This window comes from Brevundimonas intermedia (assembly GCF_027922165.1).
Taxonomy (GTDB): domain Bacteria; phylum Pseudomonadota; class Alphaproteobacteria; order Caulobacterales; family Caulobacteraceae; genus Brevundimonas; species Brevundimonas intermedia.
Genome location: NZ_BSFD01000011.1, coordinates 719,559 through 734,676, shown reverse-complemented (window position 1 = coordinate 734,676; position 15,118 = coordinate 719,559). Strand labels below are relative to the sequence as shown.

The following is a 15,118-nucleotide window of genomic DNA, read 5'->3' as shown; positions in this document are numbered from 1 at the left end:
GTTCGGTCTCGGGAAGGGGCGCGAACGTGGTTGGAGCGGAGCCATGTGTCAATGCACCGGCCGCCGGACGCCCGTAAACTTGCGGAATATCGGGTGACTATCACGGATCGAAGACGAATCCGGAAGAGACTTCACTATATGGACGCGAGACCGCCCGGCAGCAGCTCGGCGCGCCCCGCGAGGCTCAGCTCCAGCAGGGCGGCGGCCACCTGGCCCATGGGGGCGTTCAGGGCGCGAGCGATCTCGTCGCGCGGCGTCGGGGTGGGGGAGAGCAGGGCGGCGACCCGGTCCAGGAAGGCGTCGTCCACCTCGCCATAGTCCATGGGATCCGACGGCGGCGCGCGCAGGGTGCGCAAGGTGTGGAAGGCGCGCTCGATATCCTCGATCCCCTCGCACAGGATGGCGCCCTGGCGCAGCAACTCGTTGGGGCCCTTGGCGCGCGGGTCCAGCGGCGAGCCGGGCACGGCGAAGACGTCGCGCCCCTGTTCGGCCGCCAGGCGGGCGGTGATCAGCGAGCCGGACTTGATCTCGGCCTCGACCACCACGACGCCGCGCGACAGGCCGGAGATGATGCGGTTGCGCCGGGGGAAGTCGCGCGCCTGGGCGCGGGCGCCGACGGGGCTTTCGGACACCACGCAGCCCTGGTCGACCAGGCGGGCGTAGAGGTCGGCGTGCTCGGGCGGATAGATGTCGTCCACCCCGCCGCCCAGAACGGCGACGGTCCCGCTCGCCAGGGCGCCTTCATGGGCGGCGGCGTCGATGCCGCGCGCCATGCCCGAGACGACGACATGGCCGGCCTGACCCAGTTGCAGCGCCAGGCCGCGCGCGATCCTCTGGCCGCCGGCCGACGCGATGCGTGCGCCGACGATGGCGACACAGGGCGCGTTCAGCAGCTCGACCCGACCCCGGGCCCACAGGACCGGCGGCGGCGGGTCGAGCGCGGCTAGCATCTCGGGATAGTCGGCGTCGCCCAGCACCAGCAGCCGAGCGCCGATCCGCTCGCCGTCGGCCAGTTCGCGCTCAATGCGTGCGACGGGCGGGGGAATGGAGGCCGCGCCGGACTTGCGGACCAGATCGGGCAGGACCTCCAGCACGCGCACGGCCGAGCTGTAGCGGCTCAGCAGCTGGGAAAAGGCGACGGGACCGATGCGGTCGGTGCGGGCGAGCCGCAGCCGGGCGAACCGCTCGTCCGCCGCCAGCCTCACGCCTTCTTGGCCCCGATACGCGGTTCCTCGCCCTTCAGCAGCCGGGCGATGTTCTGGTGGTGGCGGACCCAGATCAGCACGGCGGCAAAGACGGTCAGGCACAGGATCGGCATGCCCACCGGCAGGCCGACGGCGGCGAGCGGCAGCAGGGCCAGCAGCGGCGCGGTCGCCGAGGAGATCAGGGCGGCCAGCGACGAATAGCGGAAGGCGAAGGCGCTGATCAGCCAGACGGCGCCGGCCATCAGGCCCAGGGGCCAGGCGGCGGCCAGCAGCAGACCATAGAAGGTGGCCACGCCCTTGCCGCCTTTGAACTTCAGCCAGACGGGAAACAGGTGGCCCAGGAAGGCCGCGCCGCCGGCGATGGCGCCCGCGACCTCGCTGTCGAACAGGGCGCGCGCGATCAACAGGGCGACCGCCCCCTTGCCGGCGTCCAGCAGCAGGGTGGCCAGGGCCAGGTCCTTGCGCCCGGTGCGCAGCACATTGGTCGCGCCGATATTGCCGGACCCGATATTGCGTACGTCGCCGGCGCCGGCGGCGCGGGTGATCACCACGCCGAACGGAATCGAGCCGAGCAGATAGCCGCCCAGCGCGACCAGCGCCAAGGTCCCGATCGCGGGGCCCACCAGATCCTGCACGTTGATTCTCTCCCCGCGAAATGCTGCGGCAAAATGCGTCGGCAAGCGTTGCGGAGCAAGGGCGATCCGACCTCTTGACCCGATGATTGACGCGGGGTCAGGTCCGCCCGCCCTGCCGGAGAGTCTGATGACCCGAATCCCCACCGCCGCCGCCCTGATTTTGCTGATTTCCACCTCGGCCTGCGTCGGCGCGGCGCCGTCTCGCCCGACGCCGACGGGCGGACCGGCCCTGGCCGCCTATTTCGACTGTGTCCGCGACGGCGGCGTGGCCATTTCGGCGCACCGGGCGGTATCGGCCATGGACCAGCCCGAGAATTCCGTCGCCGCCATCCTGGCGACAGGCCGCGCCATTCCGGGCGCCATCCTCGAACTGGACGCGGTCCTGACCAAGGACGGCCATCTGGTCCTGATGCACGACGAGACCATGGACCGGACCACGACCGGCCAGGGCCGCGTCGCCGACCTGACCCTGGCCCAGGTCAAGGCCGCCCGCTTGAAGGCCTCGAACGGCGCCTTGACCGACGCCGCGCCACCGACCTTGGCCGAGGCTCTGGACGCCGCCGGACGCGTCGGCGCCATCGCCAGCCTGGACCTGAAACCGGCCGACGGCGGAACCACGGTCGATCTGGCGCGCGCCGTGATCGACCAGGTGCGCCGCTCGGGCGCCGCCAACCGGGTCATTCTGATCACCTATAATGACGCCGACGCCCGCGCCGTGGCGGCCCTGGCGCCGGAGATGATGATCTCGGCCGGTCTGGACGGCGTCGAAGATCTGGACGGGCTGAACGCGTCGCAGATCCTGGCCTGGACCGGCACCCGCGAGGAAAGGCCCGCCCTGTGGTCGGCCCTGCGTCAGGCGGGGATCGAGGTCCAGTTCGTCACCCTGGGCGCCGAGGGCCGCCGCCGCGACGACCGCTACGCCGCCGACAGCGACGTCTCGGAATATCGCGACCTGTATCGCCAGGGCGTCACCGTGATCGCCACCGACACGCCTCTGGCGGTCCAGTCGGTGCTGGGCGCCGAGGTCGCCAAGGCCGCGACCTGCCGCCGCCCGCGCTGACGCGACGATTTGCGCTCGATCAAGGAGCGGACGAACCGGCTAGGGCAGGAGGAGGATCAGGAGTTCAGCATGCACGATGATCTGATGTTCGACGTGGCCGTGGTCGGGGCCGGACCCGCAGGCCTGGCCTTTACCCGGTCGCTGGCCGGGGCCGGGCTGACGGTCGTCTTGATCGAGGGACAGGACGAGGCCGCCCTGCGAGATCCCGCCTTCGACGGCCGCGAAATCGCCCTGACCCACAACTCGATCCGCCTGTTGAAGTCCCTCGACGCCTGGGACCGGATTCCGGCGCAAGACATCTCGGATCTGCGCGAGGCGCGGGTGCTGGACGGCGGCTCGCCCTTCGCCCTGACCTTCGACGCCGGCGGCGCCGACCGGCTGGGCGTGCTGATCCCCAACCACCTGATCCGCCGCGCCCTGTTCGAGGTCGTGGAAGGCCAGCCGGGCGTGACCCTGATGGCCGGGCGGCGAGTGGCGACCTGCGTCGTCCAGGGCGCCGCCCCGCGCGGCCGGGTCGTGCTGGACGACGGCGCGACGATCCGGGCGAAGCTGATCGTGGCGGCCGACTCGCGCTTCTCCGGCGTGCGCGACCAACTGGGCGTCGGCGTCGAGATGAACCGGCTGGGTCGCTCGATGATGGTCTGCCGGATGCGCCACGACCAGGCGCACGGCCATGTCGCCACCGAATGGTTCGACCATCGTCAGACCGTCGCCCTTCTGCCGGTCGCGGACTCGCAGGAACGGGTCTCCTCGGTTGTGATCACCTTGGCCGCCCCCGCCATCGCCGACCTGATGCGCCTGTCGCCCCAGGCCTTTGCGGTCGAGATGGAACGGCGGCTGAAGGGACGGCTGACCGGCCTCGAACTGATCGGAACCCGCCACGCCTATCCCCTGGCCACGACCTGGAGCCGCCGGTTCGCGGGCGAGGGCTTCGCCCTCATCGGCGACGCCGCCGTCGGCATGCACCCGGTCACGGCCCACGGCTTCAACCTGGGTCTGCGCGGACAGGAGACCCTGGCCAAGGTGTTGAAGTCGGCGCGGGGCGGGGACATCGGGTCGGAACGGGTTCTGGCCCGCTATGAACGCGACCACCGTCTGGCCAGCTGGCCGCTCTACCAGGGCACCAACGCCCTTGTCCGCCTGTTCACCGAGGAAACGCCCCCGGCCCGTCTGGCGCGCGGCGCCGCCCTGCGCGCCGGCCAGGCGACGGCGCCGTTCAAACGGGTGGTGAAGCGGATGCTGACGGCGTGACCTGAGCTTTCGTCATCCTCCGGCGCGCAGCGACCGGGGGAGCCAGCGGCGCGCGCGAGCGCGAACCTGTCGCGGACGAAGGACTTCGACATGGTGCGGCGGACGCATCGCCTTCGGCGCCGCTGGGTCCCCCGGTCTGCGCCGCGAAGGGGCGGCTTGCCGGAGGATGACGAAAGCAAGGTCAGAAAACCTTCCGGCCGCCCACCCAGGTCCCGATCACCTTGCCCTGCAGCCGTCGCCCGTCGAACGGCGAGTTCTTCGACTTCGACCGCAGCTTGTCCGCATCGACGATGATCGGCGCGCCGGGATCGAACAGCACCAGATCGGCCGGCGCGCCTTCCGCCAGCACCCCGGCGTCGAGGCCCAGCAGCGCCGCCGGACCCTGGGTCAGGGGCCGCAACACGTCCAGCAGGTCCAGCCCGTCCTCGTGGTGCAGGGTCAGGGCGGCGGGCAGCAGGGTCTCCAGGCCGACGGCGCCGGGCGCGGCCTCGGCGAACGGGCGGCGCTTGTCCTCGGCGGGGGCCGGGGCGTGGGCCGAGGTGATGACGTCGATCAGACCCTCGCGCACGGCCTCTATCAGCGCTTGGCGATCCGCCTCGGACCGCAGCGGCGGGTCCAGCCGGTAGAAGGTGCGATAGTCGCCGATGTCCACCTCATTGAAGCACAGGTGGTTGATCGAGACGCTGACCGCGACCTCAAGCCCCTTGGCGCGGGCCCGCGCCAGGGTCTCCAGCGCGCCTTCGGTCGAGATCTGATCCACCAGGAACCGGGCGCCCGTCTGTTCGACCAGGGCCAGGTCCCGCTCCAGCCCGATGCGCTCGGCGATGGCCGGGCTGCCGGACAGGCCCAGGCGGGTGGCCAGTTCGCCCGAGGCGGCGACCGAACCTTCGGTCAGCCAGGGGTCGGACGGGCGACAGGCGATCAAGGCGTTGAAGGCGGCGGCGTAGCTCATCACCCGCTGCAGGGTGCGGCTGTTGACGATGACCTTGTCGCCGTCGGTGAAATACAGGGCGCCGGCTTCGTCCATCAGGCCGATCTCGGCCATCCGCTGGCCGTCCAGGGCCTTGGTCGCCGCGCCGGCCGCCCGGACATTGACCAGGTTCAGGGCCGCGCCGCGCCGCTGGATGAAGTCGATCATCGCCGGGTCGTCGACGGCGGGGTCGGTGTCGGGCTGGACCACGATGGTGGTCACGCCCCCGGCCGCGGCGGCCAGGCTGGCGGACTTCAGCGTCTCCTTGGGCTCGGCGCCCGGTTCGCCGGTCTTGACCCGGATGTCGATCAGGCCGGGCGCCAGGCACAGGCCGTCCGCGTCGATGACCTGATCGGCGTCGATGGGCGATGCGCCGTGAGCGACGCGCACGATGCGGCCATTCTCGATCAGCACGCCGCCGGGACCGTCATAGTCGGTGGCGGGATCCAGCAGGCGGGCGTTGACGATTGCGATCGTACTCATTCCCGTCACCCTCGGGCTTGTCCCGAGGGCCCACGGCGGAGGCGGCTCGGCTGTTGGATGGCGGAGACTGAGCGGCGGGCGCTCGTGTGGCGGACAGGTGGGCCCTCGGGACAAACCCGAGGGTGACGGATGTTTTTGCGGTCCATCACTTGTCCCCCCAACGGGCGGAGAGGGAGGCCAGCACGGCCATACGGGCGGCGACGCCCATCTCGACCTGATCCTGGATCAAGGAGACGTCAAGGTCGTCGGCCACGTCGGAATCGATCTCGACGCCCCGGTTCATCGGCCCGGGGTGCATGACCCGGGCCCCCGGCTTGGCCCAGGCCAGCTTCTCGCGGTCCAGACCCCAGAAGCGGAAATACTCGCGGGTCGAGGGCACCAGGGCGCCGGCCATCCGCTCCAGCTGAAGCCGCAGCATCATCACCACGTCGCAGCCCGCCAGCCCTTCGCGCATGTCGTGGAAGACCTCGCAGCCCCAGCGGTCGGCGTCGCCGGGCACCAGGGTCGGCGGCCCGATCAGCCGCACCCGCGCCCCCATCATCTGCAACAGGGCGACGTTCGAGCGCGCCACCCGGCTGTGGGTGATGTCGCCGCAGATGGCGACCGTCAGGCTGGTCACATCCCCGAAGGCGCGGCGCATCGACAGCAGATCCAGCAGGGCCTGGGTCGGGTGTTCGTGGCGACCGTCACCGGCGTTGACGACGGCGCACCCGACCTTCTGGCTCAGCAGCTCCGCCGCGCCCGAGGCCGAGTGGCGGATGACCAGAATGTCCGGCTTCATCGCATTCAGCGTCACCGCCGTATCGATCAGGGTCTCGCCCTTCTTCACCGAGGACGAGCCGACCGGCATGGTCACGACATCGGCGCCCAGCCGCTTGGCGGCGATCTCGAACGAGGAACTGGTGCGGGTCGAGTTCTCGAAGAACAGGTTCACGACCGTGCGCCCGTGCAGCAGGTCCAGGGCCTTGGACGACTGGCGATTGAAATCCACGAAGGCGTCGCCGAGATCCAGCAACTGCTGGGTGACGAAGGGATTCAGGTCCGAGGCGGCCAGGAAGTGGGCCTTGGGGAACGGAACCAGCCGCTCGCGAATGGTCTGGTCGGTGACGTCTTGGGGCTGGGTCATCGAGACGCGCCTATAGGCGGGAGTCGGCGCAAACGCCAGTGTCGGGCGCGGGTCAGGTGAAGTGGAACAGCATCAGAAGGATCGGAATGACCACGGCGCTGCCGACGGTGGTCAGGGCGATGACCCCCGCGATCAGGGGCGCATCCCCGCCCATCTGGCGCGCCAATATATAGGAGGCGGCCGATCCCGGCGCCGCTCCGCAGATCAGGGCGATCCCCTGGGCCAGGCTGTCGCCGCCCAACGCCCAGGCGATGACCCACATCAGGGGCGGCATGACCCCCAGCTTGACCAGGGTCACCGCGGCGATGGTGGTGCGGCTTCGCTTAACCTCGGCAAACGAAAGCCCCGCCCCGGCGACGATCAGGCCCAGCGGCAGGGCGGCGGCGCCCAGCAGATCCAGCGCGTCCGACAGGCCGGGGATCAGGGGCACGCCCAACAGGTTCAGCGCCAGGCCGATCAGACAGGCCAGCAGGATCGGATTGGCGAGCATCGACTTCGCCAGCCCCAGAGCCGACGGTTCGCGCCGCAACGACCCCCATTTGGCCAGCACCGCCACGCAGGCGATATTGGTGACGGGAATGATGAAGGCGATGGCGACGGCGGCGAGCGCGGTGCCTTCGGAGCCATAGACCGACTGGATCACCGGCACGAAGACGAAGCTGTTCCAGCGGATCACCCCCTGAAAGACGCTGGTGTAGGCCGGGCCGTCCAGGGTGATCAGGGGCTTGGCCGCCAGGGTCGCCGCCGCCACGATCAGGGTCGCCCCCACCGCCGCCGCGCCCGCCACGGTCGCCCCGCCGCCGGCCAGGTCCGCGTGCCAGATCGCGGGGATCAGGAAGCTGGGATAGAAGATGTTGATCGACAGCTTCTCGATCGGCCGCCACGCCTCGTCGGGCAGGAAGCCGGATTTTCGCAGCCCATAGCCCAGGGCGATCATCAGAAAGACCGGCAGGACGCCGGCGATCAGGGCCGTCAAACCCAAGTCGCCTGATCCCGCACCCGATCCAGCGCCCCCTGCAGGATCCAGGCAGCGGCGGTGCGGTCCACCACCTCGGCCCGGCGCTTGCGGTTCAGGTCCAGGTCCTCGATCAAGAACCGCTCGACCGCGCTGGTGGACAGCCGCTCGTCCCAGAAGGCGACATTGATCGGCCGCAGCCGCTCCAGATTGCGGGCGAAGGCGCGGCACGACTGGGCGCGCGGCCCCTCGGTCCCGTCCATATTGGCGGGCAGGCCGATCACCAGGGCCGAGACCTTGCGATGCGCCATCAGCTTGAACAGCTGCTCGGCCTCCAGCGTGAACTTGGATTTGCGGATCAGCTGGAGCGGAGAGGCGATCAGGCGGGTGGAGTCCGACACCGCCACCCCAATGGTCTTCTCGCCCAGATCCAGCCCCATCCACGGCGTGTCGGGCGGGCAGGCGGCGGGCAGGTCGAGGAGATCGAGAACGGGCACGGCCTGCGGTTAGGGCTGGCGGGCGGGGAAGTCAAAGGCGATGAGTTGAGGAAGCGACGTCAGTCGGGCCCCAGGATTGGCAGTCGCCACGCGCAAGATGCGTACGACGATCATCACCACTCGCCGTGTTGGAACTGCGTACTTGGGCCCTCAAAATTATTCGTCGCCCACTCCACACTACGTCTGCGCAAGGGTTTGGAGCCTTTTTCGCGCCCCCAACCCATCGGTCTCCCAGGCGGGGTTATAGTGTCGGGTCGTAAACGCGGGAGGCGACCATGAGGGGGATTTGGCACGTTTGGCACGTTTGGCGCCTTGTCACCCTGTTTTTGCGCCAGCGGCCTAGTGCCACCAGGAACACCGTCTCGTTCTTGTGAATCCCCGCCTGTGCCGCTAATCCCGCCCCCTAGACCCCTTTATCGACGTGCATTGGAGGGCCGCATGGCCATCGACGCTGCGACGGTGCGCAAGGTTGCGCATCTCGCCCGCATCAAGACCCCCGAGGATCGGCTGGAGCCGCTGGCCCAGGAGCTGAACGGCATCCTGCAGTGGATCGAACAGCTGAACGAGGTCGATGTCGACGGCGTCGAGCCCATGACCTCGAACGTCGCCCAGCCCCTGCGCCTGCGCGAAGACGTGGTCACCGACGGCGGCAAGATCGACGCCGTCCTGTCCAACGCCCCGAAGTCGGCCGACGGCTTCTTCGTCGTGCCCAAGGTGGTCGAATAGTCATGAGCGACCTGACCAAACTGACCCTGAAGGGCGCCGTCGACGGCCTGAAGGCCAAGGACTTCACCTCGGCCGAAATCACCCAGGCCTTCCTGACCAAGATCGAGGCCGCCAATCCGACCCTGAACGCCTATGTCGAGGTGACGGCGGACAAGGCCATGGACATGGCCCGCGCCTCCGACGCCCGCATCGCGACCGGCGAGGGCGGGGTGCTGGAAGGCGCGCCGCTGGGCATCAAGGATCTGTTCTGCACCGAGGGCGTCCAGACCACGGCCGGCTCCAACATGCTGCGCGGCTTCGTGCCGCCGTATGAATCGACCGTCACCGCCAATCTGTGGCGCGACGGGGCGGTCATGCTGGGCAAGCTGAACATGGACGAATTCGCCATGGGCTCGTCGAACGAGACCTCGGCCTTCGGTCCGGTCAAGAACCCGTGGAAGTCGACCGGCTCCAACGCCGATCTGACGCCGGGCGGCTCGTCGGGCGGTTCCGCCTCGGCCGTCGCCGCCGACCTGTGCCTGGCCGCAACCGCGTCCGATACCGGCGGCTCGATCCGCCAGCCCGCCGCCTTCACCGGCACGGTCGGGATCAAGCCTACCTATGGCCGCGCCAGCCGCTTCGGCATGGTGGCCTTCGCCAGTTCGCTGGACCAGGCCGGCCCGATCACCAAGACGGTCGAGGATGCGGCCCTGCTGCTGCAATCCATGTGCTCGTTCGACGCCAAGGACTCCACCAGTCTGGACATCCCGACGCCCGACTGGACCCAGTCGGTCGGCAAGTCGGTCAAGGGGCTGCGCATCGGCGTGCCGCGCGAATATGTCGTGGACGGCATGCCTGCCGAGATCCAGTCCCTGTGGGACCAGGGCGTGGCCTGGCTGAAGGACGCCGGCTGCGAGATCGTCGAGATCAGCCTGCCGCACACCAAATACGCCCTGCCGACCTATTATATCGTGGCGCCGGCCGAGGCCTCGTCCAACCTGGCCCGTTATGACGGCATGCGGTTCGGCCATCGGGCGGATCAGTTCAGCTCGCTGGACGACCTCTACGCCACCTCGCGCGCCGAGGGCTTCGGCAAGGAGGTCCAGCGTCGCCTGACCATCGGCGCCTATGTGCTGTCGGCCGGCTTCTACGACGCCTATTACGTCCGCGCCCTGAAGGTCCGTCGCCGCATCGCCGAGGACTTCGACAATGTCTGGGGCCAGGTGGACGCCATCCTGACCCCCTCGACCCCGTCGGCCGCCTTTGCTCTGGGGGACAAGCAGATCGACCCCCTGACCATGTATCTGAACGACGTCTTCACGGTCACGACCAACTTGGCCGGCCTGCCGGGCATCTCGGTCCCCGCCGGCGTCGATTCCGGCGGCCTCCCGCTCGGCCTCCAGGTCATCGGCAAGGCCCTGGACGAAGCCACCGTCTTCCAGGTCGGGGCCGCCTTGGAACGGGCGGCGGGCTTCACGGCCAAGCCCGGCCAGTGGTGGTGAATTGAAAAAATGGGCCGGCGAGATCGCCGGCCCTTCTTCTTCATCAAGCCGCCGGAAGCGCCTTCAGATCCGCGTCGATGGCCGCGATCTTCTCGTCGGTGATGGCGCCCTGGGAGTAGGGCGCGACCTGCCGAAGGGTCATGGCTTTGAACTGGCCATAGGCGGGATGCTTGTCCATGCCGGGCAGGTGCTTCTCCAGCACCGCCTTGGTCGCCGGATCGTTCACCAGGGCCTCGATCGGGCTCTCGATGGTGGGACGGGCGTGGTGCTCGTCATGGGCAGGGGCTTGGGCCGGAGCCGGCGCGGTCTGGGCCGAGGCGGCGCCGACCAGAAGCAGGGAGGCCGCAGCAGCGGCGAACAGGGTCTTGGACATGGGATTCTCCATTGAGGCGACCGATGTTGAGCGCGATTTCGCGACACCCTCAAGACAGCCTCTTTCTCGCCGCCGCCGAGGGCGCTAGGACGACCTCATGACCGACACTGTTCCGAACTCGAAAACGATCAAGGGCCGCACCGGCGATTGGGAAATCGTCATGGGGCTGGAGATCCACGCCCAGGTGGCCTCTAAGGCCAAGCTCTTCTCCGGCGCCGCCGTCGGCTTCGGCGCGGGGCCGAATGAACAGGTCTCGCTGGTGGACGCCGGCTTCCCCGGCATGCTGCCGACCCTGAACAAGCATTGCGTCGAACAGGCGGTGAAGACGGGCCTGGGCCTGCGCGCGCAGATCAACAAGCGCAGCCAGTTCGACCGCAAGAACTACTTCTATCCCGATCTGCCGACCGGCTATCAGATCAGCCAGCTCTATTATCCGATCGTCGGCGAAGGCGTGGTCGAGGTGGAGGCCGAGGACGGCAGCTTCTTCAACGTCGGCATCGAGCGACTGCACCTGGAGCAGGATGCGGGCAAGCTGATCCACGACCTGTCGCCGACCGAAAGCTACGTCGACCTGAACCGGGCCGGCACGGCGCTGATGGAGATCGTCTCACGTCCCGACCTGCGCACGCCGGACGAGGCGGTGGCGTATGTGAAGAAGATCCGGACCATCCTGATCTATCTGGGCACCTGCGACGGGGACATGGAGAAGGGCAATCTGCGGGCCGACGTGAACGTGTCGGTGTGCCGGGCCGGGAACTACGACAAGTTCAAGCAGACGGGCGACTTCGGCTATCTGGGGACGCGTTGCGAGATCAAGAACGTCAATAGCTTCCGCTTCATTTCTCAGGCGATTCAGTATGAGGCGCGCCGCCAGATCGAGATACTGGAGGACGGCGGTTCGATCACCCAGGAGACGCGTCTGTACGATCCGACGGCCGGCGAGACGCGCTCGATGCGGTCCAAGGAAGAGGCGCAGGACTATCGCTACTTCCCCGATCCCGACCTGCTGCCCCTGGATCTGGAAGAGGCCTGGATCGCCGAAATCAAGGCGTCGCTGCCCGAACTGCCGGACGACAAGCGCAAGCGCCTGATGGCCGACTATGGCCTGTCGCAATACGACGCCATCGTGCTGATCTCAGAACAGGCCAAGGCCGATTATTTCGAAGCCGCCGCCAAGGGCCGTGACGCCAAGCTGGTCGCCAACTGGGTGACGAACGAGGTCTCCGCGCGTCTGGCGGCCGACGGCAAGGACTTCAGCGAGAACCCGCTGCCGGCCGCCCATGTGGCCCAGCTGGTCGAACTGATCGAGACCAACGTCATCTCGTCCAAGATCGCCAAGGAGGTGTTCGACCACGTCTGGAACGGCGAGGGCTCTCCGGCCGAGGTGGTCGAGAAGCACGGCCTGAAACAGGTCACCGACACCGGCGCGATCGAGAAGGCGGTGGACGAGATCATAGCCGCCAATCCGGACAAGGCGGCTGCGGTCGCCGAGAAGCCGCAGGCCCTGGGCTGGTTCGTCGGTCAGGTGATGAAGGCCACGGGCGGCAAGGCCAATCCCGCGGCGGTCAACGACATCCTGAAGGCCAAGCTGGGACTGTAAGCCACTGAAAAGAATGAAGGCCCGGAGATCGCTCTCCGGGCCTTCTTGCTCGAGACTACCAGCGCCAGGCGTCCCGGATGACGTCGATGATGTAGCCGTCGTACTCGTCGATCAGATAGATCGTATTGTCGACCAGCACCCAGCGCGTGCCCTCGGGCGGATAGCCCAGGCCATAGGTGCGCCAGTCGTCCAGCCGGTAGCGCCAGAAGACGTCCGGAAGATACTCGCCGACCGACCAGTAGCGACCCCAGTAGGAGCGTGGGACGCTGTAATAGCCCCAGCCCGGCGCGAAATAGAAGCCGACGCGCACACCGCTGTAGCCATGGAAGCGCCGGTCGTTGCGCCACCAATCTGACCGGTGATTGCGATAGAAGTCGCGCCGCCACTGCTCACTGTTGAACCGACGCCGGAAGTCCTCATGCCGGTCGCGGTCCCGATTCCAGCCCGAGCCGGGACGATCTGGGCGACCCGGGCGGTTCCAGTTGTCGTTCGGTCGATCCGGGCGGTTCCAGCCGCCGCCGGGCCGATCAGGGCGTCCCGAGTCGCCACCTGGTCTGTCGGGCCTGCCGCCATTGCCTGGCCGATCGGGTCGGTCGGGGCGGCCGGCATTGTCGCCCGGGCGATCTGGTCGGCCGCCGTTCGAGGGACGGTCTGGCCTATCCGGACGGCCGGCGCCGTTTCCGGGCCTGTCAGGCCGGTTCCAACCGCCTTCAGGGCGGTCCGGACGGGAAGGACGGTCGCCTCCCGTGGGACGATCAGGCCTTCCTTCCCCGTTGGACGGTCGATCTGGGCGGCCGCCCGTGCTGGGCCGATCTGGCCGTGAGGGGCGGTCTTCCGTCCTTGGCCGCTCGGGTCGGGGGGCGCTGTTCTGCGGACGCTCGGGCGGTGAGGTTTCCGGTCTGGACGCGTTCGGCCGGTTTGGAGCCGGGCGTTCTCCGCGCGAGATCTGCGGGCGTTGGGGGCGGTCGGCGTCGCGTTGTTCGCGACGGGGCTGATCGTCCTGAGCCAGAGCTTGGATTGGGGCGGCGAGCGGCCCCGCTACGGCGGCGACGGCGGTGAAAGCCATCAGGAGGCGTTTCATGGTCTTTTTGTTCCTGCACGCCGGTTCTCCGGCGGCTTAAGAGGATAATCGCGCCGCGTCGATGAACCCGGACTGAAAAAGGTTTCGTATCGAAACCCGCCTTTGGAAAGCCCCGCGAGCGGATGTCGCGGGGCTTTCCGGTTCAGCGACCCAGCGTCCTCAATAGACGTTGGACAGGACGCTCGCGATCAGGCCGGTGGCGACCGCGATCAGCACGATGTCGCTGCCGGCGTGGACATAGCGGTAGCCGCGCGGAGCCGGCCGCAGATTGTAGAAGTAGGGATCACGGACATAATAGCTGCGGTACTGGGCCGGCAGATACCCGCCCGTTCTCCAGCGATAACCGGAGTAGCGCGGTTCGACCCGGTAGTAACCGTAGCTGGGCGCGTACCAGTAGCCTGAGCGCGGTCCGTTATAGCCGCGGAAGTCGGACCGGCCGCGCCACCAGTCGCGATTGTTCCGGTCCCAACGGTCGTTGCGATAGTCGCGGCGGTCGTCCCGGCGCTCGTCACGATAGTCGCGGCGGTCGTCACGGCGGTCCTGACGATAGTCTTGGCGATTGTTGTAGTCGCCCTGACGCCAGTCGCGACGGTCGTCGCGACGTTCGTCACGATAGTCACGCCGGTCGTCGCGGCGGTCTTCACGGTATTCCCGGCGGTCGCGGTTCTGCGCCTCGGCCAGCATGGGGACGGCCGTGGTGGACAGGGCGATGGCGACGACGGCGGCCTTGGTGAGGCGGTTCATCTGCTTGCTCCATTCTGGGCCGCCGACGGAAACGACGAACTGGCCCGTTAATGGCGCTGAAAGTCGGATTGCGCGCCTGAACGCCTCCTGAACGACCGTGTCAGGATTGAAACCTGCGTTGCGGCAGCGCGTGCACAGGCCCAAATGTCACCTGCATCTCCCGGAGGCCTATGAAATGACCGCACCGATCCAGCTCTGGTACTGGCCGACGCCGAACGGATGGAAGGTCTCCATCGCCCTTGAGGAGATGGGGCTGCCCTATGAGGTTAAGCCTGTGAACATCGGCGTCGGGGAGCAGTTCGAGCCGGCCTTTCAGGCCATCAGTCCCAATGGCCGCATGCCGGCCATCGTGGATCCTGACGGACCCGACGGCGAGCCGATCTCGATCTTCGAGTCCGGCGCGATCCTTCAGTATCTGGGGAACAAGTCGGGGAGTTTCTATCCGACAGAAGTGCGCGCGCGCGTCGAGGTCGATCAGTGGCTGTTCTGGCAGGTCGGCGGGTTGGGGCCTATGGCGGGTCAGACGCACCACTTCCGCCAGTATGCGCCGGCCATGATCCGCGACCAGCGTCAGATCGCCTACGGCGTGCGACGCTACACGAACGAGACCCATCGTCTGTATGGAGTCCTGGATCGCCGCCTGCGGGACCGTGAGTATCTGGCCGGCGACTACTCCATCGCCGACATGGCGGCCTGGCCCTGGATATTGCCGGCGCTACAAGGGCAGAGCCTGGCCGAGTTCCCGAATGTTGCGGCCTGGATTGACCGAGTCGGGGCGCGGCCGGCGGTCAAGATCGGGCGGGCTCTGCTGGAAGACCGACGTGGAAATGCGGGCGGGTCGGGCAAGGAAGCCGAGGCGGCGCGGGCGGTTTTGTTCGGCCAGAGGGCGCCCAAGCCGTAAACAAGAGATTTCCAACAGATTTCAGACTTC

Annotated in this window: 15 protein-coding genes; 6 read left to right on the top strand and 9 right to left on the bottom strand. The window is 68.2% G+C overall.

Annotation, left to right across the window (positions count from 1 at the left end):
• Nucleotides 1-134: 134 nt before the first annotated feature.
• On the bottom strand, nucleotides 135-1,205 hold the full coding sequence (dprA, locus tag PKE72_RS17010) for a DNA-processing protein DprA (RefSeq protein WP_271166541.1): 1,071 nt from the start codon (nucleotides 1,203-1,205) through the stop codon (nucleotides 135-137).
• Nucleotides 1,202-1,840: a glycerol-3-phosphate 1-O-acyltransferase PlsY gene (gene plsY, locus PKE72_RS17005; RefSeq protein WP_271166540.1), complete on the bottom strand. Its 639-nt coding sequence runs from the start codon at nucleotides 1,838-1,840 to the stop codon at nucleotides 1,202-1,204. The genes dprA and plsY overlap by 4 nt, the downstream gene beginning before the upstream one ends.
• Nucleotides 1,841-1,967: 127 nt before the next feature.
• Between plsY and PKE72_RS17000 the strand changes: the two genes are divergently transcribed.
• Complete coding sequence (locus tag PKE72_RS17000) at nucleotides 1,968-2,900, top strand: glycerophosphodiester phosphodiesterase family protein (RefSeq protein ID WP_271166539.1); 933 nt, start codon at nucleotides 1,968-1,970, stop codon at nucleotides 2,898-2,900.
• A gap of 69 nt (nucleotides 2,901-2,969) precedes the next feature.
• Nucleotides 2,970-4,151, top strand: a complete 1,182-nt coding sequence (gene ubiM / locus PKE72_RS16995; protein WP_271166538.1) for a 5-demethoxyubiquinol-8 5-hydroxylase UbiM — start codon at nucleotides 2,970-2,972, stop codon at nucleotides 4,149-4,151.
• A gap of 181 nt (nucleotides 4,152-4,332) precedes the next feature.
• Here the strand turns inward: ubiM and pyrC are convergent, their stop codons facing one another.
• The 4 genes from pyrC to ruvX form a co-directional block, all read right to left on the bottom strand.
• The gene (pyrC, locus tag PKE72_RS16990; protein WP_271166537.1) at nucleotides 4,333-5,604 is read right to left on the bottom strand and encodes a dihydroorotase; all 1,272 of its coding nucleotides are present in this window, start codon (nucleotides 5,602-5,604) and stop codon (nucleotides 4,333-4,335) included.
• A 145-nt stretch (nucleotides 5,605-5,749) separates the two neighbouring features.
• Nucleotides 5,750-6,730, bottom strand: coding sequence for an aspartate carbamoyltransferase catalytic subunit (locus PKE72_RS16985; protein ID WP_271166536.1), 981 nt, complete (start codon nucleotides 6,728-6,730; stop codon nucleotides 5,750-5,752).
• A gap of 52 nt (nucleotides 6,731-6,782) precedes the next feature.
• Nucleotides 6,783-7,712 carry an AEC family transporter gene (locus PKE72_RS16980; RefSeq protein ID WP_309298351.1) on the bottom strand — a complete coding sequence of 310 codons (930 nt, stop codon included), beginning with the start codon at nucleotides 7,710-7,712 and terminating at the stop codon, nucleotides 6,783-6,785.
• Nucleotides 7,703-8,182 (bottom strand): Holliday junction resolvase RuvX, encoded by a 480-nt coding sequence (gene ruvX, locus PKE72_RS16975; protein WP_271166535.1) that lies wholly within the window; start codon nucleotides 8,180-8,182, stop codon nucleotides 7,703-7,705. The genes PKE72_RS16980 and ruvX overlap by 10 nt, the downstream gene beginning before the upstream one ends.
• A gap of 438 nt (nucleotides 8,183-8,620) precedes the next feature.
• Between ruvX and gatC the strand changes: the two genes are divergently transcribed.
• On the top strand, nucleotides 8,621-8,908 hold the full coding sequence (gene gatC, locus PKE72_RS16970) for an Asp-tRNA(Asn)/Glu-tRNA(Gln) amidotransferase subunit GatC (protein WP_008261275.1): 288 nt from the start codon (nucleotides 8,621-8,623) through the stop codon (nucleotides 8,906-8,908).
• A gap of 2 nt (nucleotides 8,909-8,910) precedes the next feature.
• Entirely contained in the window at nucleotides 8,911-10,389 is a 1,479-nt protein-coding gene (gatA, locus tag PKE72_RS16965; protein ID WP_271166534.1) for an Asp-tRNA(Asn)/Glu-tRNA(Gln) amidotransferase subunit GatA, read from the top strand.
• 43 nt (nucleotides 10,390-10,432) lie between these two features.
• On the opposite strand, the gene PKE72_RS16960 is transcribed toward gatA, so the two are convergent.
• Complete coding sequence (locus PKE72_RS16960) at nucleotides 10,433-10,762, bottom strand: hypothetical protein (protein WP_271166533.1); 330 nt, start codon at nucleotides 10,760-10,762, stop codon at nucleotides 10,433-10,435.
• 97 nt (nucleotides 10,763-10,859) lie between these two features.
• Between PKE72_RS16960 and gatB the strand changes: the two genes are divergently transcribed.
• Nucleotides 10,860-12,362, top strand: a complete 1,503-nt coding sequence (gene gatB / locus PKE72_RS16955; protein ID WP_271166532.1) for an Asp-tRNA(Asn)/Glu-tRNA(Gln) amidotransferase subunit GatB — start codon at nucleotides 10,860-10,862, stop codon at nucleotides 12,360-12,362.
• A gap of 55 nt (nucleotides 12,363-12,417) precedes the next feature.
• Here gatB and PKE72_RS16950 read toward each other — a convergent pair whose 3' ends face one another.
• Entirely contained in the window at nucleotides 12,418-12,672 is a 255-nt protein-coding gene (locus PKE72_RS16950) for an RcnB family protein (protein WP_271166531.1), read from the bottom strand.
• A gap of 930 nt (nucleotides 12,673-13,602) precedes the next feature.
• Nucleotides 13,603-14,187: an RcnB family protein gene (locus PKE72_RS16945; RefSeq protein ID WP_271166530.1), complete on the bottom strand. Its 585-nt coding sequence runs from the start codon at nucleotides 14,185-14,187 to the stop codon at nucleotides 13,603-13,605.
• A 175-nt stretch (nucleotides 14,188-14,362) separates the two neighbouring features.
• On the opposite strand from PKE72_RS16945, the gene PKE72_RS16940 reads away from it, so the two are divergent.
• Nucleotides 14,363-15,088, top strand: coding sequence for a glutathione S-transferase N-terminal domain-containing protein (locus PKE72_RS16940; RefSeq protein WP_271166529.1), 726 nt, complete (start codon nucleotides 14,363-14,365; stop codon nucleotides 15,086-15,088).
• Nucleotides 15,089-15,118: the final 30 nt, after the last annotated feature.